The organism is Variovorax sp. IB41 (genome assembly GCF_016405905.1).
Lineage (GTDB): Bacteria > Pseudomonadota > Gammaproteobacteria > Burkholderiales > Burkholderiaceae_C > Variovorax.
Genome location: NZ_JAEFCB010000001.1, coordinates 826,632 through 849,073 on the forward strand (window position 1 = coordinate 826,632; position 22,442 = coordinate 849,073).

At 64.5% G+C, this 22,442-nt stretch carries 20 protein-coding genes and 1 riboswitch; of the genes, 11 read left to right on the forward strand and 9 right to left on the reverse strand.

The features are described from left to right. From JC881_RS03875 to mrdA, 10 genes are all read left to right on the forward strand, one after another. Window positions 1-1,227 (forward strand): serine hydrolase domain-containing protein, encoded by a 1,227-nt coding sequence (locus tag JC881_RS03875; RefSeq protein WP_233101510.1) that lies wholly within the window; start codon window positions 1-3, stop codon window positions 1,225-1,227. A 67-nt stretch (window positions 1,228-1,294) separates the two neighbouring features. Beyond that, a complete protein-coding gene (locus tag JC881_RS03880) occupies window positions 1,295-2,485 on the forward strand; it encodes a serine hydrolase domain-containing protein (protein ID WP_198784354.1) in 1,191 nt (396 codons plus the stop codon). Between the two features lie 14 nt (window positions 2,486-2,499). Further along, entirely contained in the window at window positions 2,500-3,228 is a 729-nt protein-coding gene (locus JC881_RS03885; RefSeq protein WP_198784355.1) for a maleate cis-trans isomerase family protein, read from the forward strand. 62 nt (window positions 3,229-3,290) lie between these two features. Then, entirely contained in the window at window positions 3,291-4,718 is a 1,428-nt protein-coding gene (gene hydA, locus JC881_RS03890) for a dihydropyrimidinase (RefSeq protein ID WP_198784356.1), read from the forward strand. A gap of 23 nt (window positions 4,719-4,741) precedes the next feature. Beyond that, window positions 4,742-5,503: an aspartate/glutamate racemase family protein gene (locus JC881_RS03895; RefSeq protein ID WP_198784357.1), complete on the forward strand. Its 762-nt coding sequence runs from the start codon at window positions 4,742-4,744 to the stop codon at window positions 5,501-5,503. 58 nt (window positions 5,504-5,561) lie between these two features. After that, window positions 5,562-6,287: a GntR family transcriptional regulator gene (locus tag JC881_RS03900; RefSeq protein ID WP_198784358.1), complete on the forward strand. Its 726-nt coding sequence runs from the start codon at window positions 5,562-5,564 to the stop codon at window positions 6,285-6,287. Window positions 6,288-6,439: 152 nt separating this feature from the next. Further along, a complete protein-coding gene (locus JC881_RS03905) occupies window positions 6,440-7,525 on the forward strand; it encodes an ABC transporter substrate-binding protein (RefSeq protein ID WP_198784359.1) in 1,086 nt (361 codons plus the stop codon). Between the two features lie 30 nt (window positions 7,526-7,555). Next, window positions 7,556-7,909 (forward strand): tannase/feruloyl esterase family alpha/beta hydrolase, encoded by a 354-nt coding sequence (locus JC881_RS03910; protein WP_233101511.1) that lies wholly within the window; start codon window positions 7,556-7,558, stop codon window positions 7,907-7,909. A 162-nt stretch (window positions 7,910-8,071) separates the two neighbouring features. Continuing rightward, a complete protein-coding gene (locus tag JC881_RS03915; RefSeq protein ID WP_198784361.1) occupies window positions 8,072-9,094 on the forward strand; it encodes an adenosine deaminase in 1,023 nt (340 codons plus the stop codon). 81 nt (window positions 9,095-9,175) lie between these two features. After that, window positions 9,176-11,179, forward strand: coding sequence for a penicillin-binding protein 2 (mrdA, locus tag JC881_RS03920; protein ID WP_198784362.1), 2,004 nt, complete (start codon window positions 9,176-9,178; stop codon window positions 11,177-11,179). Between the two features lie 98 nt (window positions 11,180-11,277). On the opposite strand, the gene JC881_RS03925 is transcribed toward mrdA, so the two are convergent. The 7 genes from JC881_RS03925 to JC881_RS03955 form a co-directional block, all read right to left on the reverse strand. Continuing rightward, window positions 11,278-12,234 (reverse strand): LysR family transcriptional regulator, encoded by a 957-nt coding sequence (locus tag JC881_RS03925; RefSeq protein WP_233101512.1) that lies wholly within the window; start codon window positions 12,232-12,234, stop codon window positions 11,278-11,280. A 138-nt stretch (window positions 12,235-12,372) separates the two neighbouring features. Next, entirely contained in the window at window positions 12,373-13,161 is a 789-nt protein-coding gene (locus JC881_RS03930) for a class II aldolase/adducin family protein (protein WP_198784889.1), read from the reverse strand. Between the two features lie 32 nt (window positions 13,162-13,193). Next, the gene (locus JC881_RS03935) at window positions 13,194-13,604 is read right to left on the reverse strand and encodes a thioesterase family protein (RefSeq protein ID WP_198784363.1); all 411 of its coding nucleotides are present in this window, start codon (window positions 13,602-13,604) and stop codon (window positions 13,194-13,196) included. A gap of 59 nt (window positions 13,605-13,663) precedes the next feature. Further along, window positions 13,664-14,485: an ABC transporter permease gene (locus tag JC881_RS03940; RefSeq protein WP_198784364.1), complete on the reverse strand. Its 822-nt coding sequence runs from the start codon at window positions 14,483-14,485 to the stop codon at window positions 13,664-13,666. Further along, entirely contained in the window at window positions 14,482-15,249 is a 768-nt protein-coding gene (locus JC881_RS03945) for an ABC transporter ATP-binding protein (RefSeq protein ID WP_198784365.1), read from the reverse strand. The genes JC881_RS03940 and JC881_RS03945 overlap by 4 nt, the downstream gene beginning before the upstream one ends. A gap of 9 nt (window positions 15,250-15,258) precedes the next feature. After that, window positions 15,259-16,062, reverse strand: a complete 804-nt coding sequence (locus tag JC881_RS03950) for an enoyl-CoA hydratase/isomerase family protein (RefSeq protein ID WP_332875186.1) — start codon at window positions 16,060-16,062, stop codon at window positions 15,259-15,261. Between the two features lie 85 nt (window positions 16,063-16,147). After that, window positions 16,148-18,244: an acetate--CoA ligase family protein gene (locus JC881_RS03955; protein ID WP_233101513.1), complete on the reverse strand. Its 2,097-nt coding sequence runs from the start codon at window positions 18,242-18,244 to the stop codon at window positions 16,148-16,150. 194 nt (window positions 18,245-18,438) lie between these two features. Next, window positions 18,439-18,543, forward strand: a riboswitch (S-adenosyl-L-homocysteine riboswitch). A gap of 61 nt (window positions 18,544-18,604) precedes the next feature. On the opposite strand from JC881_RS03955, the gene ahcY reads away from it, so the two are divergent. Then, entirely contained in the window at window positions 18,605-20,041 is a 1,437-nt protein-coding gene (gene ahcY / locus JC881_RS03960; RefSeq protein ID WP_198784368.1) for an adenosylhomocysteinase, read from the forward strand. A gap of 67 nt (window positions 20,042-20,108) precedes the next feature. Here ahcY and JC881_RS03965 read toward each other — a convergent pair whose 3' ends face one another. Together JC881_RS03965 and JC881_RS03970 are read right to left on the reverse strand one after the other, a co-directional pair. Further along, window positions 20,109-21,092 carry a LysR family transcriptional regulator gene (locus JC881_RS03965; protein ID WP_332875187.1) on the reverse strand — a complete coding sequence of 328 codons (984 nt, stop codon included), beginning with the start codon at window positions 21,090-21,092 and terminating at the stop codon, window positions 20,109-20,111. Beyond that, window positions 21,077-22,432 carry an ABC transporter substrate-binding protein gene (locus tag JC881_RS03970; RefSeq protein WP_233101514.1) on the reverse strand — a complete coding sequence of 452 codons (1,356 nt, stop codon included), beginning with the start codon at window positions 22,430-22,432 and terminating at the stop codon, window positions 21,077-21,079. Before JC881_RS03970 ends, JC881_RS03965 begins: the two co-directional genes overlap by 16 nt. Window positions 22,433-22,442: the final 10 nt, after the last annotated feature.

Genomic DNA, 22,442 nt, shown 5'->3' on the forward strand with positions numbered 1-22,442 from the left:
ATGCGCCCCCAGGAACAGACAACCATGTCCACTTCCCACGTCGGTCTTGCAGCGGTCGCAATCGCCCTGCAAATCGCCTTCGCTGGCACAGCCCTGGCGCAGCCAGAGGCCGATGCGGAGCCCGGTATCGCCATCGCGGCGCCCGAAGCCGTCGGCGTCGACTCTGCCCCGCTGGTTCGCATGTCCGAATGGATCCGCAAGGACAAGCTCGACGTGCGCAGCCTTCTGGTCATCAAGGATGGCAAGCTGATTTTCGAGCGTTACGCCGCCGGCCTCGGCCGCGGGCATAACTACGAGCTGTATTCGGTCACCAAGACGATCACTGCCCTGACCTTCGGCACGCTCGCGGGACAGGCGAAGATTGCAACCACCGATCGCGCCGCGACATGGATCACCAAGACCCATCCGCAATTCAAGGATGCACTGAGCGATAAGAAGGACATCGAGCTGGGGCATTTGATGTCGATGTCCAGTGGATTGCTCTACAAACAGGTCGAAGGTTCCGACCCGCTGTACTTCCAGGCGCCCGATCGGTTGAAGGTGGCGCTCTCCACGGTGCCGCGCATTCCGCCGGCCACGCGCTTCGAATACACCGACGCCAACCCGGTGCTGGTCGGCGCGGCCATCGCGGCCGCTGCCGGCCAGCGCGAAGACCGCTACGCCGAGGAGCACCTGTTCAAGCCGCTGGGCATGCGCAACTACCGCTGGACCGGCGCGGACCAGACCGGCACCGTCTCGGGCGGCTGGGGGCTGCGCCTGCGCGCGATCGACATGGCCAAACTCGGCATGCTGATGCTCGACGAGGGGCGCTGGCAGGGGCGGCAGGTCGTCCCGGCGTCGTGGATCCGGCAGATGACCGCGCCGCAGCCCGGCGCCACGGCACAGGACTACGGCTACTACTGCTGGATCAACCACATCGTCGAATCCGAGCCCGAGTTCGGCGCCATGGGCTTCAAGGGCCAGTTCATCACCGTCCTGCCCAAGGAGCATGCGGTGGTTGTAATGACCGCAATCCTCCCCACCGACGGCGGCCTTCGCACCGGCACATACCTGAACATTTACCGGCGCATGGTCAACGACTTCATCCTTCCGGCCATGCAGACCCTTCCGCCGGCCCAGCCCGGCGAGGGCGCCCGGCAGGCGCTCAAGCGCGAGCTCGATCTCAGCGCCCGGGTCGCCGGTTTGCCGGGTACCGATCTGGCCTTCAACGATGCCCCCGAAAAGTAAACGTCGCAACGCGCTTCGCCAACACGCGGCATGCGCGCCCCCACCTCTCAACGAAGGTTGACTCGCCATGAACATTGCAAAGCCTCCGGGCTATCGCGTTGCCCTGTTGGCCACGCTCGCCGCACTCGCCGTCCCGCTCGCCTGCGCCGCTGCAAGCAGTTCGGATCTGCCCTCCTCCACGCCCGAAGCCGTGGGTGTCGATTCCCAGCCGCTGGTGCGGCTGTCGGAGTGGATTCGCAAGGAAGACCTCGACGTGCGCAGTTTCCTCGTGGTCAAGGACGGCAAGGTGGTCTTCGAGCGCTACAGCCAGGGGCTCACGCGCGACCACAACTACGAGCTGTACTCGATCACCAAGAACGTCACTGCGCTGGCCGCCGGCGTGCTGATCGACGAAGGCCGCACACGCCTGGACGAGAAGATCGCCCCCATCCTGGCCAAGGCACGCCCCGACCTGCATGACGCACTTGCGGACAAGCAGGCGATCGAGCTGCGGCACGTGATGTCGATGTCGACCGGCCTGTTCTACGACTTCAAGCCGACTGACGACCCGATCTACTACAGCGCGCCCGACCGCTTGAAGCTCGCGGCCGGAACCACGCCCCGGCGCCCGCCCGGCGAGGCCTTCGACTACACAGACGTCAACCCCATTCTCGCGAGCGCAACGCTCGGTGCCGATGCCGGCATGCCCCTGCAGGAATTCGCCGAACAGAAGATCTTCAAGCCGATGGGCATGACGCACTACGCCTGGGAGCGCGCCGACGCTAAGGGGCTCGTGTCCTCCGGCTGGGGTTTGCGGCTGCGCGCCGTCGATATGGCCAAGCTCGGCATGCTGGTGCTCTCCGGTGGCCGCTGGAACGACCGGCAGATCACGTCGCAGGCCTGGGTGCGGACCATGACCGCACCGTCGTCCGCACCCTGGTACGGACAGTACTGGTGGATCAACGACATCGTCGCCACCGAACCCGAGGTACACGCGATGGGCTTCAAGGGCCAGTTCATCGTCGCGCTGCCACAGCGCAACGCGGTGGTCGTCATGACCAGCATGCTGCCCATCGAGGGCGGCCTGCGCGAGTCGAAGAACGTGCTTGCAATCCGACGCATGGTCAACGAATTCGTGCTGCCAGCCCTGGACAACGCCTCGCATGCGAACCCGACGCCCGCGCGCCGCAAGGCCTTGGCGCGCGAACTCGACCTGGCCGCGCACCACCAGGGCAAGCCCGACGCACCGGCCGACCCCACGGACACCCCCCGACTTTGACGATCCTCACGACCATGCCCTCCCGAAAACTCATCGGCGTGCTCACGCCTTCCTCGAATACCGCGCTCGAGCCGCTGACCAGCGCGATGGTCGCGGGCGTACCCGGCGTGTCGGCGCATTTCTCACGCTTCACTGTCACCGAGATCTCGATGCGCGACGCCTCGCTGAACCAGTTCGACGACAGCAAGATCCTCGAGGCTGCACGGCTGTTGGCCGACGCGCGCGTCGACACGATCTGCTGGAGCGGCACCTCGGCCAGTTGGCTCGGCTTCGAGAAAGACCAGGCACTGTGCGCGCGCATCACCGAGGCAACCGGCATCCCTGCAACGACCTCGGTGCTGGCGCTCAACGAACTGCTGGCCGCGCAAGGCGCGCGCACGCTGGGCCTGGTATCGCCGTATGTCGAGGACGTGCAGCGGCGCATCATCGCCAACTATGCGGGCATCGGCATCGATTGCGTGGCCGAGCGGCACCTCGACCTGACCGTCAACTTTGCATTCAGCGAGGTCGAGCCTCACACGTTGCGCCGCATGCTGCGCGAGGTTGCTCAGCAGCGCCCCGATGCCATCTCCATCATGTGCACGAACCTGAGCGGCGCGCAGCTGGTCCAGGAGATGGAGCGCGAGCTCGGCATTCCGATCTACGACTCGGTGGCCACCGTGGTATGGCGTGCGCTGAAGACGGTCGGTGTCGATCCGAGTGCCGTGAAGGGCTGGGGTCGCCTGTTCGACGCGAAGGCCTGAGCCGTTGCTCCAAATCCATCGACCACCCAAGACAGACCCACAAAGCAAAGCAAGCAAAGACCATGACTTTTCGTGACCTCGATCTCGTAGTGCGCAACGCCCGCGTTGCCACCGCCAGCGACACCTTCGATTCGGACATCGGCATCCGCGACGGCCGCATCGTGCAGCTTGGCCTCGGCCTGCCGCCCGGGCGCCAAGAGATCGACGCGGCCGGGCGCTACGTGACGCCCGGCGGCGTGGATGCCCATTGCCACCTCGACCAGCCGATGGAGCCGCCCGTGCGCATGGCCGACGACTTCGACACCGGCACCCGCGCTGCGGCCTGCGGCGGCACGACCACGGTGATCCCCTTCGCTGCGCAGCACAAGGGCCAGTCGCTGCGCGCTGCGGTTCTGGATTACCACCAGCGCGCCGAAGGCCGCGCGCACGTGGACCATGCCTTCCATCTGATCGTCAGCGACCCGACCGAGGAGGTGCTCAAGCACGAGCTGCCGCAACTGATCGCCGAGGGCTACACCTCCTTCAAGATCTACATGACCTACGACGATCTGAAGCTGGACGATGGCCAGATCCTCGACGTGCTGTCGGTGGCCAGGGAGCAAGGGGCGATGGCAATGATCCACGCAGAGAATGCGGACTGCATCGAGTGGCTTACCAAGCGGCTCGAGGCCAGTGGTCGCACCGCGCCGCGCTTTCATGCGCATGCGCGGCCGATGCTGGTCGAGCGCGAGGCGACCCATCGCGCGATCGCGCTGTCGGAGCTGGTCGACGTACCCATCATGATCGTGCATGTGTCCGGGCGCGAAGCCGTCGAGCAGATTCGATGGGCGCGTGCGCACGGCCTGAGCGTATTTGCCGAAACCTGCCCGCAGTACCTGTTCCTGACCGCCGAAGACCTGGGCATCGACGACAGCTACCAGGGCGCGCGCTGCGTCTGCAGCCCTCCGCCGCGCAACCGCGAGAACCAGCAGGTGATCTGGAACGGGCTGTCCGACGGCCTGTTCACGATCTTCTCCTCGGACCATGCGCCGTTTCGCTATGACGCACCCGAGGGCAAGAAGCCCGGCGGCGAAGAGGTGGCGTTTCGCCACATCCCGAACGGCATTCCCGGCATCGAAACGCGGTTGCCGCTGCTGTTCTCGCACGGGGTGCTCGATGGGCGCATCACCATCAACAAGTTCGTCGAGCTGACGTCCACGAACCCTGCCAAGGCCTATGGGCTGCACCCGCGCAAGGGCACGATCGCCGTGGGTGCCGATGCCGACCTCGTGGTCTGGGGCACCACACCGCGCCCGATCCGCAACGTCGACCTGCACCACGATGTGGACTACACACCCTACGAAGGCATCGAGGTCAAGGCTTGGCCGGCGCTCACGTTGGCACGCGGCGAGGTTGTCTGGGACGGCGAACGCTTCCATCCGCGCGCCGGACGCGGAGAATTCCTGCGCCGGGGCGAGCCCACCTTGCTGCCGAGCCGCCGGCCGGCCTGAGCCATTCGTCTGGAGACATTGCCATGAACCTGCTGCTGATCAACCCCAACACCTCGCAAAGCGTCTCCGACCTGATCGCGGCGGAAGCCCGGCGCGCGGCCGCGAGCGACACGCACATCGAGGTGCTGACCGCACCATTCGGCGTGGCCTACATCGAGACCCGCTTCGAATCGCTGATCGGCGCCTATGCCGCCGCCACGCTCGCGGCCGAGCACCACGCGCGGCACGACGCCATCGTGGTCGCGGCCTTCGGCGACCCCGGCATCGACGGCCTGCGCGAGGTGCTCGACATTCCCGTGGTCGGCCTGACCGAGGCCGCGCTGATGAGCGCATGCCTGCTGGGCAAGCGCTTCTCGATCGTCGCGATCTCGCGCCGCATCACGGCCTGGTATCGCGAGTGCGTGCAGGCCAACGGCCTGATCGATCGGCTCGCGAGCATCCGCAGCCTCGACGGACCGCTCAAGGACATCGGGCACGTGCAGGACGACCACGGTCAGCGCCTGGAGGCCTTGTGTCAGTCGGCGATCGACGACGACGGCGCGGACGTGATCATCATTGCCGGTGCGCCGCTGGCAGGCTTGGCGCGCTCAATCAAGGACCGCATTCCGGTGCCGGTGGTCGATGGCGTGTCGAGTGCGGTGTGCCATGCCCAGACGCTCGTGTCCCTGGCGCCCGCGCCGACACGCCTTGGCAGCTTTGCGCCGCCGCCGAACAAGCCGAACCAGGGACTTCCCGAGGCGTTGGCGCGGCTGTTGGCACGCGATGCCGGCCGCGCTCCGAGGTGAGGTGATGGGCTCCGTGGCGCTCTGCAGTCCAGAGGAGCCATCGATAGAATCGGCGCCGATGTCCACCAAAGCCTCAGCCCGTAAGACCAGTGCGACCGCTACCACTGGTGCCACCAGCGCGCGCGAACACACCGTTGACGAGATCGTCGAGAAGATCTCGGCTGCCATCCTCGAGCACCGGCTCGCCCCGGGCACGAAGCTGGGAGAAGACCGGCTGGCCACGATCTTCGTGACCAGCCGCGCCAAGGTGCGCGAAGTGCTTGCCCGGCTGGCGCACGAGCAGATCGTCGAGCTGGTTCCGCAGCGCGGCGCCTTCGTCGCCAAGCCGACCATCGAACAGGCACAAGACGTGTTCGAGGCCCGCCGCCTGATCGAACCCGGCGTGCTGCGCCGACTCATCCGCACGCTCGATGACGTGAAGAAGCAGCGCCTGCATCGCCACATCGAGCTCGAGGCCGACGCGCGGCGCCGCGACGACAAGCGCGCCATCGTCCGGCTGTCGGGCGAGTTCCACGTGCTGCTGGCCGAGCTGGCCGGCAACTCGGCGCTGGCACGCTCGATGCGCGAACTGTCGGTGCTGACCTGCCTGATCATCTCGCTGTACGACGCGCCCACGGCCACCAGTTGCCGCGCCGACGAGCATGAGGAAATCGTCGCCGCCGTGAACCGCGGCGACGCCCAACGGGCCGAGAAGCTGATGTTGCATCACCTCGATCACATCGAGCAAAGCCTCAAGCTGGACGACAGCGCGGAAGAGGTCGATCTCGAAAGCGTCTTCAGCTGAACGCCGTTGTGCGATCGAGTCGGAAGTCTTTGGCATTTTGAATGCACCTCGATAGGTACCTGCGTCGTTCAGATAGGCAAGCGGGATGCCTCACACCATGTCTGAGGTGGGCTGACTCGACCACGTTGAGGATGTAATCTGTGACGACCCCTATGCATGCGAAGCGCCAGGACCCCTCGGCCATTCAGATAGGTGCGCTGGTGCCTCTCACGCGACCCGGCTGGGTGGAAGCCGGCCAGCAGTTGCTGGCCGGGCTCGAGTTGGCGGTTGCTGATGTCAACGACGCCGGCGGACTGAACGGCAAGCGCCTCAAGCTGATCGTTCGCGACTCTGCGGCAGACCCCCAGAAAGCATCCGCCGCCGTGGACGAAATTTCCGCCCTCGGTGCCGTCGCCGTGGCGGGGGAATATCACAGTGTCGTTGCGCGAGCGGCGGCTGCGCGCGCGGAAGCAATCGGTCTTCCATTCCTCTGTTCCTCGGCAGTGCTCGACGCGCTGACCGAGCAGCCCAGCCGATGGGTTGCACGGCTCGCACCGCCGCAATCGCGCGGCTGGCGGTTCTACGCCGACCATCTCCTGGAGTCGGGCTGCAAGCATGTGGCCGTCGTGAGCCAGTCCAGCGTCTACTGGGCAGCGGGCATCCAGATCCTGAGAGACCATTTGGGCCCGCGAGGTGCCACCCTCGTCGAGCTGAGCAGCCAGTCGCCCTCGAGCGTCTGCAACGAACTCGCCGGCAGCAAGGCCACAGCGCTTGTGCTTCTGGTCGGTTACCCGGAACCGGCAGTGTCGATAGCCAAGGCTGTTCGGCAGGATGCGCGCCTCGCCGGCCTGCTGATCGGCGCACCGGCAGGGCAACCGGAGTTCGCCGATTGGGCCAAGTTGCTGGACGGCCAAGGCGCTGCCGTGCCGTTCTTGCGCTACCTTCCCGAGCGGCTCAGCCCCCTCGGGCAACGCGCGGGCGCGGCCCTGCAGGAACGTCTCGGCGGAACGCCCTCCTTCGTGGCATTCGAGGGCTACGACTCGGTCGCGGTCCTTGCCCAGATGATTCAGACCTACGGCGAAGATCGCGCGCAGATTGCCGACGCCTGGCCGCGGGTCGCAGTCGAGGGCACACGCGGGACCATCCGGTTTTCCCGCCTGCCCGGGATCAGCGTTTGGCAGTGGGCGTCGGCCCCGGTGCAAGTCGCTGATCGCGATCCTGCCGATACCGCTCGCTTCCGGATTCTCCGATCGGGCTGATCAGCTTCTTTGCCTGAAGGCCGCCGCCTTATGGTGAAGGTTGTTACCAGGTCGAGAGGCGCCGCAAGCAGTTCGAGAAGATCGGCCTCTGGCTCCCGCGTGCGCCTTTACGTGTCGCCCGCGTCGAATCACAGCGGTACGGCGGCAAGCCTTGCGACAGGCGCCGAAATTCCCACCAACCACGATTTGCTCACGACGCTCGACAACTGGGTGACGAGCGGCAGCGCGCCGGCCGACGCACTCGTGCAGGTGCGCAACTCGCCCGCCGCCCCCTTTGCCACTCTCGCGACGCGCCCCATGTGCCGCTACCCGAACTACCCGGCGTACGTGTCGGGCGACGTGACGAAGGCGGAAAACTATCGTTGTGGTCCGTCGTTGCCATGACTCGATGCGCTTTCAGCGGCAGCACGCTCGCTGTTCGATTTTTTCGAACGGACTCCTCGCAATTCTGATCCCACGCGCCCCACGCCCGCTGTTAGCCTTTGAGGAATGAAACGATGCGTTCGCCCCGATCGAACGCCTCCGAAACAACCCCCCATCCCGCACATGACCGACCGCGCCCAATTCATTCGTCAACTGCCAAAGGCTGAGCTGCACATGCATCTCGAGGGCAGCATCGAGCCGCAGATGATGCTCAGCCTCGCCGAACGCAACGGCATGACCCTGCGCTGGCAAACCGCAGATGCGCTCCGCAGCGCCTATGAGTTTTCGAACCTGCAGGACTTCCTGAACCTGTACTTCGAAGGCTGCAAGGTGCTGGTGCAGCAGCAAGATTTTTACGACATCACGCGTGCCTACCTTCGCCGGTGCGCGGCGGACAACGTGCTGCATGCCGAGATGTTCATCGGCCCGCAGAGCTTTACCGAGCGAGGCGTGACGATCCGCGCTCTGATGGACGGCGTGCTGGGTGCCGTGGACGATGCGCGCCGCGAAGATGGCGTGAGTTCGGGTCTTCTCATCAGCGCCCATCGCCACCGCACCGAAGCAGATGCCTTTGCGCTCCTGGACAGCATCGCGCCCTGGCAAGACCGCGTCGCGGGCGTCGGCATGGGCGGGCCCGAAGTGGGGAACCCGCCGTCGAAGTTCGTGAACTTCTTCGCCGAGTGCAAACGCCGTGGGTTCAAGACCTCCATTCACGCCGGAGAAGAGGGCCCCGCCGCATATGTCCGCGAGGCCGTCGAGCTGCTGGATGTCGATCGGATCGATCATGGCAACGCTGCCCTGAGCGATCCTTCATTGGTCGAACTGTTGAGGGCACGCGCCATTCCCTTGACCGTGTGCCCGCTGTCCAATCTCCGTCTGAAAGGCGTGAGTTCGCTTACCGAGCATCCGCTGCGCGAGATGCTGCAGAAGGGCCTGTTCGCGACGGTCAATTCGGACGATCCGCCCTACTTCGGCGGCTACGTCAACGAGAACCTGATCGAGGTCCAGCGCAGCCTGGACCTTGGCCGCGACGACATCGTCACGCTGGCGAAAAACAGTTTCCGCGCTGCGTTCATCGACGAGGCCGACAAGGCCCGCTATCTGTCGCTCATCGACCAATACGTGAAACAGAACGCGCACTTCTGACCGCCGCGCACTGCACAGCAGTGCGTTCGACCTCGCCGAACTTCCTGCATCGCCCCCGGCCGGTGGGCGCATCGCATTCCCATGCACAGCTTTTCCGATCCGGGCACCGAGACAGCCCGGTTTCAGCGGCGCGTTGCCGTCGCGCGCGCGCTCACGCTGATCTGTTTCGGGCTCATCGCTGCCCGGCTTTTCTACCTGCAGGTCCGGGAGCATTCGTCCCTCAGCGCCAAAGCCGAACGCAACAGCACAGCCATCGTTCCCATCGCTCCGGAGCGGGGCCTGATCTTCGACCGTCAAGGCGTGGTGCTGGCGGCGAACAAGCCCGTGTTCTCGCTTGAGATCACGCCGGCAAAGACGCAAGGAAATCTCGACGCGCTCTTGATCAGCCTCGCCGAGTTGGTCCGGATCGAAGCACGCGACATCGGTCGCTTTCGAACGCTGCTGGCGGAATCGAAGGGGCTGAATCCGATCCCGCTGCGCACGATGCTCAGCGAAGAAGAGATCGCGATCGTCTCCGCGCAACGCTTCCGTTTTCCGGGCGTGGAGATCAACGCACGAAGTCTTCGAACCTATCCTTTCGGCCCGCTGGCAAGCCACGCGCTGGGCTACATAGGCCGCATCAACGACGCAGACCGCCGCGCACTCGAAGATGCCGAACCGACGCGCCAGAACTACCTCGGCTCGGACCACATCGGCAAGCTGGGCATCGAGCAACGCTATGAACCCCAACTGCACGGCACCACAGGATTCGAGAGGATGGAGACTGCGGCGTCCGGTCAAGCCATGCGCAGCCTGTCGGTGCAGGCTGCCCGCGCAGGCCAGGGCGTGCAGTTGGCGCTCGATATCCGATTGCAGCGGCTCGTCGAACTTCTGCTGGGCAACCGCCGCGGTGCGGCCGTGGTGCTGGACCCGCGCAATGGGGATGTGCTGTCCTTTGCAAGCACCCCCACATTCGATCCCAACATCTTCGTCACCGGCGTCGACCGGGACACATGGAAAGCATTGAACGAATCGCCCGATCGTCCGCTGCTCAACCGCGCTTTTCGCGGCACCTATCCGCCCGGCTCGACCTACAAGCCCTTCATGGCCATGGCCTCGCTGCAACTCGGAAAGCGCGCTCCGGGTGTCCTCATCAACGATCCCGGCTACTGGGACTTCGGTAACCATCGATTCCGCAGTCACGAAGGTGGCCTGGGCCCGATGAACCTGTTCACCAGCCTGGTCTATTCAAGCAACGTGTACTACTACACGCTGGCCAACGAGATGGGCGTCGAGACCATCCACGACTTCATGTCGCCCTTCGGTTTCGGACAGCCGACGGGCATCGACCTGGACGGCGAGGTTCGCGGCGTGCTGCCCAACCAGGCGTGGAAGCGAAAGGCCTATCGCACCGCGGCGCAACAGAAATGGCAGGCCGGCGAGACGATCTCCCTGGGCATCGGCCAGGGGTACAACAACTTCACCATCCTGCAACTCGCGACCGCCACGGCTGCCCTGGCCAACAACGGCCTCCTCCACACTCCCCGCATGGTGACGGGGCTGCAAGACCCCGACACGCACGCGATCCATCCGACCGAACCGCCGGCGCCGCGCGACCTGAAGCTGCGACCCGAGAACCTGGCGCTCGTGCGCGACGCGCTCATCGGCGTGACGGTGCAGGGCACCGCGAGAAAGTCGTTCCTCGGGGCCAGGTACGTCAGTGCGGGAAAGACCGGCACCGCGCAAGCGGTGACGATCAAGCAAGGCCATCGCTACAACGCCGCGCGCATGCAGGAGCAAGAACGCGATCACGGGCTCTACATGGGCTTTGCGCCCGCCGGCGCACCGCGCGTGGCGGTCGCGGTGATCGTCGAGAACGCCGGCGGCGGCGGACAGGTCTCCGCGCCCATCGCGCGGCGCATCTTCGACTACCTGCTCGAAGGCGAATACCCCAGCGAGGAGGACATCGAAGCCGTGCAGCAGGGCATCGGCACCACACCGCGCGGAAAGCCCGTGCGCGTCGAAGACGTCAGCTGGCCCGAGGGCATGGCGCTTCATCCGGACGACATACCGCCTCAAGAACGAATGTCAGCCGGAGGGCGCTGAACGCCGATGGCCCGGGCAACGATCCTGAACTTCGAAGCCCGCCATCCCCTTGCATGCCCGTGCCGCGGCGATGATCGTTACCGATCGGAAAAGGAGGGTCAGTCGTCAGCCGTAGCGCGCCGCACCGCCTCTTGCAGGTGCTCGAGAAAGATGCGCACCGCCACCGGGAGATTGCGGTCCGTGTGCACGCAGATGTTGAGCGGCCACTTCTCGACACCCCTGCCCCGCAGCGGCACGTACTTCAGGCCGCGCGGCGGCGTCGGACCACCGAAGTATTTGTTGACGATGGCCACGCAAAGCCCCGTGGCGGCCGACGCGCGCATCAACTCGAAGGAGTTCGTCACCATGACGCCGCGCGGCTTGATCTTCGCCTTTGCGAACATCCGCACATAGCTGCCGCGGATGGTCAGCGTTTCATCCGGCAGTGCCATCTCCTCATCGCCGCACTCGCTGATGTCCACGAACTCGCGCTTGGCGAAAGGATGGCTTCCCGAGACGAGAAGGCATGGCTTGATGAACCGTTGCTCCACGACCGTGACGTCGAACGTGTCGGGGCTGATGTACGACAGCGAAATGTCGAGCTCGTCCTTCGACAGCTGTTCCACCAGCCTGGACCCTCCGGCCACCACGACCTCGAAATTGATGCCCGGGTACTGCGTGTGGAAGGTCCGCAGGAACTGCGGAAGAAACTCCCTCGTGAAGGACTCCGATATGCCCAGCCGCACCGTCCCGCGCTGCAGGGTCTGGATGGACCGGATGTCCGTCCTGACCTGGTCGAGCCCGTTCTCCACGGTGCGCGCGTAGGCCAGCACGACCTCGCCGGCCGAGGTGAGCTTCATCACCTTCTGGCCGCGGTGCCGCTCGAAGAGCGGGCTGCCCAGGTCTTCTTCCAGCAGGTGGATCTGGCGCGATATGGCGGATGCTGCAACGTGCAGTTCCTCTGCCGCGCGCCGGATGGACCCCACCCGCGCGACGCCTGCGAAATACCGCAACCCAATGCTGTTGATCAAGGAAAAAGACCTCCGACGATGTCTGCGCTTCTGCGCGGCCTGCAAATCTTATACAGGACACAAAGCAAACCTTGTGCCGTCTGCCAAAAGATCGCAACGCTGCGCGAGCCCTCGATCCACCGCGCCTGGGGCATGCGCCCAGCGGCCGCATCCACGGACGCGATCAGACGCGATCAGACGTTCCTACGCGCGATAGCCGAGACCGTCGGCAGCTTCCAGCCGCCGCTTGAAGGCATTCCATTCCCGTGCGTGCGGATCAGCCTGCGAGGCGTTCGCGCCGCCCTTCTCGAACTGCAATGCCGTCTTCTCGGACACTTCGGGCGACAGCGGCCGCACCGGCTGCCCGGAAGACTGGATGGCGAGCTGCACCCGGCATGCCCGCTCCAGATTGAACATGAGGATGAATGCTTCCGCGACGGACCGCCCCACCGTCAACAATCCATGATTGCGCAGGATCAGCGCCTTGGCCTTGTCCCCGAGGCTTGCCACCAGCCTCGCCCGCTCGTCCAGATCGAGCGCCAGTCCTTCGAAGTCGTGGTAGGCCACCCGGCCGTAGAACTGCAAGGCCCACTGGTTCGTCGTCTGAAGGCCATCGCGCAGCGACGCCACCGCCATGCCGCCCACCGTGTGCGTATGCATCACGCAGGCGGCATCGTGCCGCGCCGCGTGAACCGCGCTGTGGATCGTGAAGCCCGCGGCGTTGACTTCGCTCTCGCTGGCGTCCACCTTGTTGCCATCCAGATCGATCTTGACCAGCGAAGACGCCGTCACCTCGCTGAACAGCAAACCGAAGGGATTGATCAAAAAATGATCATGCCGGCCGGGCACACGCACCGAGAGATGCGTGTAGATGGCGTCGTCCATTCCGAACAACGCGAACAGACGGTAGGCGGCGGCCAGGTCTTCTCGCACCGACTGCTCGCTGCGTTCGCGCTGTTCGCCTGAAACAGCATCGTGCTGCGTTGTGCTCATGACTGCGTTCTCGGTGTTCATGACCCGCACCCTCAGGCCTGCGCGAAACGGCTCGCGGCGCGCTTCTCGACGGCGATCTTCGGCGCGATGGCCCGTGCATGCGTTCCCTTGCCGATGATCCCCGCACCATCTTCGGCCCACACCTCGAAGAGGAAGAGAGGCCCCTTCTTCTCCAGGAACCTCGCGTGCGCGGTGATCTTCTGGCCGATCGGCGTCGGCGCGAGATGCTCCAGCTCCACCTTCGCACCGACGGAGAGCTGCCCTTCCGCAAGAAGCGGCCGGAGTACCTTTGCGGCGGCGCGTTCGAGCTGCGCGAGCAGCCACGGCGTCGAGAAGACCTCGGGAAAGGACTCGCCGGGCTCGGAAGAAAGGCCGGCTGCGAGATGGGTTTCGGTGACCGTGACGTCGACCGATGCGTGTGCGTTTTCTTGAAGTTGTTCCATGGCTTGAGGTCCTGTGTGTAGAGAGGGGGAAAAGCCCCTCGGATCAGCGCGCGTCGGCTTCAGGCGCCGACGATTTTTTCGGCTTCATGGTTGACCCAGAAAACCACCTTGCGCTTGATGAGATCGACGGCGCCGTGCAGCAGGATGCCCATCACGGAAAGGATGATGAGAATGGCGAACACACCCGCGGTGTCCATCGAGAAATTGCGCTGCAGGATCAGGTAGCCCAGCCCGGCTTGCGAGCCCACGAACTCGCCGACGATGGCACCGATCACGGCCAGCACGATGCCCACGTCGAGACCGACGAAGATGTACGGAAGCGCATTGGGTACCTTCACGTACTTGAAGGTCTGCCACCGAGAACCGGTGAACGCGGTGATCAGGTCGATCTGCTCCCGGGGCGAGGAGCGCAGACCGACGATCGTGTTCGCCAGCACCGGAAAGAACACGATGGTTGCGGTGATGACGATCTTGGACGTGACGCCGAAGCCGAACCAGATCACGAACAACGGCGCGATGGCGACCTTGGGAATGGTCTGGAAGGCCACCACGTACGGATAGAGCGTTCGCTCCACCAAGGTGAACTGTCCGATCAGGGCGCCCAGAACGAGGCCGAACAACGCGCCGACAAAAAAGCCCACGAGCGTTTCGTACAAGGTCACGCCGGTGTGCCACACGAAGGTGTTGTCGGCCAGGCCGTTCCACAAGGAGATCACCGTTGCGGTCGGCGACGGAACCACGAGGGACGAGACTTCGAGAAGCCTGACCGCGAGTTCCCACCCGCCGATGATGACGATGAACAGGAGGATGGAGAGCGGGCGCTCGGGCTTGCTGCCAAGAAGCCCCGGGCCGCCGCGTTTTGGCGTGCTGGTGGTGGTCATGCGTCGAGCGCTCCTTGTGAACTGAAATACTTGCGGATGTGGGAGACGACCTCTCCGAACGGCGCCGAGTTGATCATCTCCAACCTGCGTTCCGCCGGCAGGTCGACGTTGAGGATTTCGGTGATCCGCCCCGGACGCGGCGACATCACGATGACCCGGTCCGCCAGGAAAACCGCCTCGGGAATGCTGTGCGTCACGAGCAACACGGTCTTCTTGCTGGCGGCGCGAATGCGCAGCAGGTCGAGGTTCATGTTCTCGCGCGTCATGGCATCCAGCGCACCGAAGGGTTCGTCCATGAGCAGCAGCGCCGGATCGTGGGCCAGCGCCCGTGCGATCCCCACGCGCTGCTGCATGCCGCCCGACAGTTCATTGGGGTACTTGTCCTCGAAGCCGGCGAGCCCGACCATGGCCAGGTACTTCCTGGCGTCGGCGCGGTTCGCATCCGTGATGGCGCCATGCAGCTGGCTCGGCAGCAGGATGTTCTCGAACACCGTGCGCCACGGCAAAAGTACCGGCGCCTGGAACACCACGCCGATCTGGCGATTCGGCCCGTCGATCGGACGTCCGTCGATCTCGACCGAGCCGGACGTGCGACGCAGGATGCCCGCAAGAATCTTCAGCAACGTCGATTTGCCGCAACCGCTGGGGCCCACCACCGTGATGAACTCTCCATCGGCCACCGAAAAATTGACGTCGGACAGCGCGTGGATCTCGTTCCCCTCGCGTGTCGCGTACATCTTGTTCAGGCCTGAAACATGAATCATCGGGTCTCCTCAAGCGGCGTTGTCGCCGGACCGGGAAGCGGTGACGGGTGAAGCGAAGCGCTCGTCTCGCCACTTGAACGCAGCCTTCATGCCATCGCGCCCCATGCGTTCGAAGAATTCCTTCGCTTCGTCCGACTCCGACATCAAGACCTGGGTGAAGATCTCCGCGCCGTATTCGATCGCCGGCTGGAACCCGCGCAGCTCGTAGGAGCGATTGAGTCCGAGCTTGTTGAGCTCGACCGCCGGTGGAGGCAGCTTCGCAAGGCGCAGGGCAGTGCTCATCGCTTCGGCGCGAAGCCGGTCGGCAGGAACCACGCGGTTCGCAATGCCAAGGCGCACCGCGTCCTCGGCCGACACCCGATCGCCGAAGAGCAGAAACTCCTTGGCGCTTTTCATTCCCATGATCCAGGGCGTGATGTTGAAAGGCGGCGCGGACTGGAACTGGATCTCCGGCTCGCCGAACACCGCCGCCTCCGAGGCAAGCGTGTAGTCGCAGACCATGGACAGGTCGCACCCCCCGCCGAGCGCGAAGCCGTTCACGGCCGCGATCACCGGCAGGCGCGACTTCCAGATTCGCCACCACGTGTCGTTTCCGAGCTTCACGTGACCGCGCCAGTCCTGCACGCTCGTGAACGGCTTGTCGCGCGGCGCGAGATCGAAGCCCGCGCAGAAGGCCCTGCCCTGCCCCGTGATGATCAACACTCGCACGCCGGTGTCGTTCTCCAGCACGTCCAAGGCATGCTGCATGTCGATCAGGATCTGATCGTTCAGCGAGTTCATCTTGTCCGGCCTGGCGAGCTCGAGCGTCGCCACCGTGTTCTCGATGCTCAGTTCGATGCATTCATATTTCATTTTTGCTTGTCTCCTGGTTTTTTCGATGCAGGCACCTTCGGCGCGGCTATTGCCGAGCCTTCGGGATCACCAGCGCGTCCAGCACCACCGCACCCTGGCCTTGCGCTAGGACTGCGACGGGATTCAGGTCGATGGCTTCGATCTCGTTGGCGTAGATCACTGCGATGTCGGACAGCCGCTCCAGCGTTCTTGCCAACGCGTCACGGTCCGCCACGACACCGCCTCGATAGCCCGCCAGCAACTTGCCCAGCCGCGTCTGGTCGATCAGCGCGGCGGCGGTCTTCACGTCCACCGGCGCGAGTTCGAACGTGGCGTCCTGCAGGATCTCGACCAGCACGCCGCCGGCGCCGACCACGACACCCGGTGCAAAGGGTCGATGCGTCACGACACCCAGGATCGCTTCGACACCACCGCGAACCATCTGCTGCACCAGCACGCCGGCAACCCGCGCTTCGGGCGCCTTCCTTGCAACGCTGTCCAGGATCTGACGGTATGCCGCTCGCACAGCGGCTGCGTCCGGTAGATCGACGACGACGCCACCTACTTCGCTCTTATGGGGAAGGTCCGCGGATTCGATCTTCAGCACCACGGGGTACCCGATGGCATCGGCGTGTGCGACGGCGTCTTCCTCGCTCGATGCCAGGCGCTCGGCGGTCACGCGGATTCCGTGCGCCTCCAGAAACGACTTGCTTTCACGTTCGGTCAGCGGCTCCGCGGATTCGAAGCGGCGCGCCCATTGCTGTTGACGATCAATACCCGGCGTCTTGGGAATGACCTCGGTGGCGATGAACGCCGCATGGTCCACCAGATGCTTGATGGCACGCAACGCATTGCGCATTCCGCACAGCGTGGGCACTTCGCTCAATGGCGCGAGCACGGCCGGATGAATCCTGGCAGACAGGTTGTTGAAGAACACGACGGGCTTGTGCGCCCGCGCGCTGCGTTCGGCCACGGTGATCGCGAGCTTCTCGTAGATCGCCGCCTGGTCTTCCCCCATGGAGGCCGGGCAATCCTGCGACACGGCGACGATATGGATCGCAGGATCGTTCAGCAGCGCATCCAGGCAATCGCCGTACATCCGGGTGTCGAACACACCGACACCCGTTGCATCGAGCGGATTGCGCGGAGCGCCGAACGCGGGGAGCACGGTCTTGAGGTGCGCCACGGTCGCATCGTTCAATTCCGGCAGAACGAGGCCGCAGCGCTCGGCGATGTCGCAGGTCATCGACAGTTCGCCGCCGCTCACATTGAGAACGCCGAGTCCCGCGCCCTGCGGCATGGAGCCGATCGTGGAAAACAGCGCGACGGTCTCGACCAGTTCGTCGTAGTCTTCGACCAGGGTGACGCCGTGGCGCCTGAAGAATGCCAGCAGCGCCGTGTCGGAGCTCGCGATCGCACCGGTGTGCGCGGCGCTCGCGGCAGCACCGGACACGGACCGGCCGACCTTCAACGCCACGATCGGCTTGCCTGCCTTTCGCATCTGCGCGGCGGCGCGTGCGAAGGCCGAAGGATCGCGCAACGTCTCCACGAAGAGCGCGGCGACCTTGGTGCGCGGGTCTTGCGCCACATAGTCGAGGTACTCGGGAATATCGGTCACCGCCCCGTTGCCCAATGACACCAGATGGCTGAACTTGAAGCGGTTCAGGCTGCTCAGGGCGATGCATGCCGAACCCGAATGCGAGATGAGCGCGATGTCGCCCGCCTCCAGCCCCTCCGGCACGGCAGCGCTGTACAACGCCACGCCGTTCTCGACACTGAAAATTCCCAGGCAGTTGGGCCCGCAAAGATTGATCTGGTTGTCGCGGCAGAAGGTGCCGATCTCCGCCTGCAGAGCCGCCCCTTGTTCTCCGGTCTCGGCAAACCCGCTCGCGTACAACACCGCACTGCGCGCACCGGCGGCATGCGCGTTCTTGAGGGCGTCGAGGGCCTTGTCCGCGCCCAGCGCGATCACCACGCAATCCACCGATCCGGACAACGCCGTCAGGTCGCGATGGCATGCCAGACCCAGCACGGACTCGGCGCTGGGATGAATGGGATAGATGGCCCCGGCATACCCGACGCGCAGGAGATTCCTGATCACGGTATTGCCCATCGCCTCGGGTCGCGGCGACGCGCCCAACACCGCGATGGACTTGGGATTCATGAGCGTGGACAGGTAATGCAAAGAGGGGCTCCTACGGGCTTGAGAGGCATCGCTCGATCGCCGCGAGAGATGCGGCACCGATGTCGAGAACCGCGACTCTAGGGAGCGCACATGTGCGGGTCAATCACAGATTTTCGGCATCCGCGTACTAATTTTTGACACACACCAGGAGCGGTCGAACACTAGAATTTTTGTTCACCGAGGAGCGCTGCAACGATCACGCCCGCCACTGCGCGAGCTGCGATCCGTCAGGCTCGGAAGACTGCCCGAACCGGCATCCTTAACTGCGCTCACCGACAGAGTGCGGTGAGCCCCGGTGTTCATCTCGCTCTGACGACAACCCATCACAAGGAGCAAGAGATGAGCGAAAGATTGACATCGAGCCAGCCCGGCGATCACGTCGTGGCGGACATCGCGCTGGCCGATTGGGGCCACAAGGAACTGCGCATCGCGGAGACGGAGATGCCGGGCCTCATGGCCATCAGAAACGAGTTCCTCGAGCAGCAGCCGCTCAAGAGCGCACGCATCGCCGGGTCCCTGCACATGACCATCCAGACCGGCGTTCTCATCGAGACGCTGCAAGCGCTGGGCGCCACCGTGCGCTGGGCGTCGTGCAACATCTTTTCGACGCAGGACCACGCCGCGGCGGCGGTGGCTTCGAAGGGAACTCCCGTCTTCGCCTTCAAGGGCGAAACGATGGAGGAGTACTGGGACTACACCCACAGGATCTTCGAGTTCGGAGGGGCTCGCGGCGAACCTGAAGAGGGCCCTAACCTGATCCTTGACGACGGTGGCGATGCGACCACGCTGATGCACCTGGGCAGCCGCGCAGAAAAGGATCGCAGCGTGATCTCGCAGCCGGCGAGTTCGGAGGAACGCATCCTCTTCGCAGCCATCGAGAAGAAGCTGGCCGCTGACCCCACGTGGTACAGCCGCCGTCTTCGTCACATCATCGGCGTGACCGAAGAAACGACCACCGGTGTCTTCAGGCTCAACGACATGAGCATCAAGGGCGAACTCGCCATCCGCGCCATTGCCGTGAACGACTCCGTGACCAAGAGCAAGTTCGACAACACCTATGGCTGCAGAGAATCTCTGGTCGACGCGATCAAGCGCGCGACCGACGTCATGATCGCCGGCAAGGTTGCCGTGGTGGCCGGCTTCGGCGGCGTCGGCAAGGGCTCCGCGCAGGCGCTGCGCGCCCTCAGCGCCCAGGTCTGGGTGACGGAGATCGATCCCATCAATGCGCTGCAGGCGGCCATGGAGGGCTACCGCGTCGTGACCATGGACGAGGCGGCCAGCCAGGCGGACATCTTCGTCACAGCGACCGGCAACCGCGACGTCATCACCTTCGCGCACATGAAGCGCATGAAGGACCAGGCGATCGTCTGCAACATCGGGCACTTCGACAACGAGATCGACGTGGCGTCGCTCGAGGCCTGCCAATGGGACGAGATCAAGCCGCAGGTGGACCATGTGATCTTTCCCGATGGAAAGCGGATCATCCTGCTCGCCAAGGGCCGCCTCGTGAACCTGGGGTGCGCGACGGGCCACCCCAGCTTCGTGATGTCCGCCAGCCTTGCGAACCAGACGCTGGGACAGATCGAGCTTTTCACAAGACAGGCGGCCTATGAAAAAGGCAAGGTCTACGTGTTGTCCAAGCTCCTGGACGAGAAGGTTGCGAAGTTGCATCTTGCAAAGTTGGGCGCGCAGTTGACAGAGCTCTCCGACGCGCAGGCCACCTACATCGGCGTGAGCAAGACGGGCCCGTTCAAGCCCGAGGCCTACCGCTACTAGGGCACATGCCGCACATGCCGCACATAGCCTTTGCCCGGCGATGTGCGGCAAGTGCTTCGCCGATCAGTCAGCGGTCGGCGGCAACCGAACGCACCGCCGTGCGCAGGTGCTCCACGAAGATGCTCGCGGCCGCAGGCAGGTCGCGGTCGGCATGGATGCTGACGTTCAACGGCCAGCGATCCAGCCCCTGCCCGCGCAGCGGCACATAGGCCATCCCCGCGGGCGCTTCGTGATCGCCGAAGTACCTGTCCACGACGGCAATCGTCAAACCCGCGCCCGCCGACGCGCGCATCAGCTCGAACGAATTGGTGACCAGCAACCCACGCGGACGGACCCTGGCTTTCGCGAACATGCGAACGTAGCTCTCCCGAATGGTCAGCGATGCATCGGGCAATGCGATGTCTTCGCCGGCGCACTCCGCAACATCGACGAACTCCCGCTGCGCGAACGGATGACTGCGCGCCACCAGCAGGCAAGGCGTTGTCATGGCCTGTTCGACCACAGAGACATTGAAGGCGTCCGGTGTGATGTACGACAGGGACACGTCGATGTCGTGATTGGCCAGCATTGCAGTGAGCTTGTTGCCGCCCGCGACGATGACCTCGAACACGATGCCCGGGTACGCGGCATGAAAGCGATGCAGGAACTGGGGAACGAACTCCCGCGTGAAGGATTCGGAAATGCCGAACCGGACCTTGCCGGTCCGGATGGTCTTGAGCGACCGGATATCGTCGCGAACCGCGTCCAGGCCCGCTTCGATGCTCTTCGCATAGTTCAGCACCACCTGGCCTTCGGCCGTGAGCTTGAGACCCTTGTGCCCCCGGTGCCGCTCGAGCAGTTCGGCGCCCAGTTCCTCCTCCAGCAACTGGATCAGCCGGGAGATCGCGGAGGCCGCCACTTGCAGTTCTTCCGCGGCGCGGCGTATCGAGCCCGACCTCGCAACGGCCACGAAGTATTTGAGCGCGTTGCTGCTCACCGGGCGCAGTTCCGCCTTTCGGCGGCCGTGCGGCCCGACGGCCCCCGGACCCGTCGCAGTCACCAGTTCGCGCACTTTTCGGCGGCCTGTCGGATCGCCGATGCATCGAACTGATTGGCTCTCCGATAGAAATCCGCGTCGGCAATCATCAGTGCGCTTGCCGGCACCGCGCGGCTGACCTGGCCCGACTTGCGCATGAATTGCTCCAACCGGGACACCGCGGCTGCGTCGACGTTGCCCCAGTATTTCCCGCCGTTGACCTTGTATGCGTCCCGGAAGGAATCGAGCTGGGCCTTGAGCAGATTGGCATCCCACTGCGCCAGCACCGACGGCTCCACCTGCCCCGTGGGCTTCGTGTTCGGCCAGGACTTCCACTGGATTCGGCGAACGCAGTCGGGGTTGGCAAATGCAAACTCGGAAGCTTTCGCCATGCCGCGCGCGATGGCTTCCACCATCTTGGGGTCCGATTCGATCGTTTTGGACATCGCCGCGATGCTGAAGTCGGGCAACGCACGCCAGTCTTCACCGCGCAGGTAGCGCATCTTCAAGCCCGCGTTCTCGAAGCCCGCCATGGCAGAGGCCCAGAACATCAGGCCTTGTACCCGCCCGCTCTTGAGCGCATCGATGGCCGGTGCGCCCGCGCCGGTGGCGATGAACTGGACGTCCTTGTCCGGATCGATGCCCTTCTCCTTGAGGTAGGCGCGCAGGATGGCGACCCCGCCCGAGCCCAGGCCGAACACGCCGATGGTCTTGCCCTTGAAATCGGTGATCGAGCGCAGGGGCGAATCCTCGAGCACGCCGATGCTCCAGTCGACCACGCCGTTGTTCACCACGAGCTTCACCGGCTGGCTGTTGAGCGACTGCGCCTGCACGGCAACGCTCGCGTTGATCTGCGCGAAATCTGCTTGCCCCGCAATCAGCAGCGCGATGGTTTGTGCCGGCGGTGCCAGCGGAATGAGTTCGACGTCGTAGCCTTCGTCGCGCCAATAGCCGAGCGCCAGGGGAAGGTTCAGCGTCGGATAGGAGATGTTGAGAACCTGCGTCCCCACCACGATGCGCACCTTCTTCCTTGGCGTCTGCGCCTCTGCGTGCGTGGCCGAGAGCATCGCGACGGCTCCCATCAAGATGCCGATCCATCTGACTGCGCTTTTGAACATTTGCTTCACCTGTGAGGAAATCGGATCGACCAGAACTGATCCATACCGGCCATCGGTTCTGCCTTGCGTTCCGTTGGCGCGAAGGAAGCTTGAAAGCCATTGCGCAACAGCGAAGAGACATCGCCATCCGACAGCTGAAGTGCGGACGCGACGTGCATGAGGTTCTCGTGCATGCGCGCGAGATGGCTCTTTGGGGAGGCCGCCACGCATCGATGATTTCGTCTGCGTCGCCTCGCCGGCCTGTTGGGGTGGGTTCATTTCACAATCC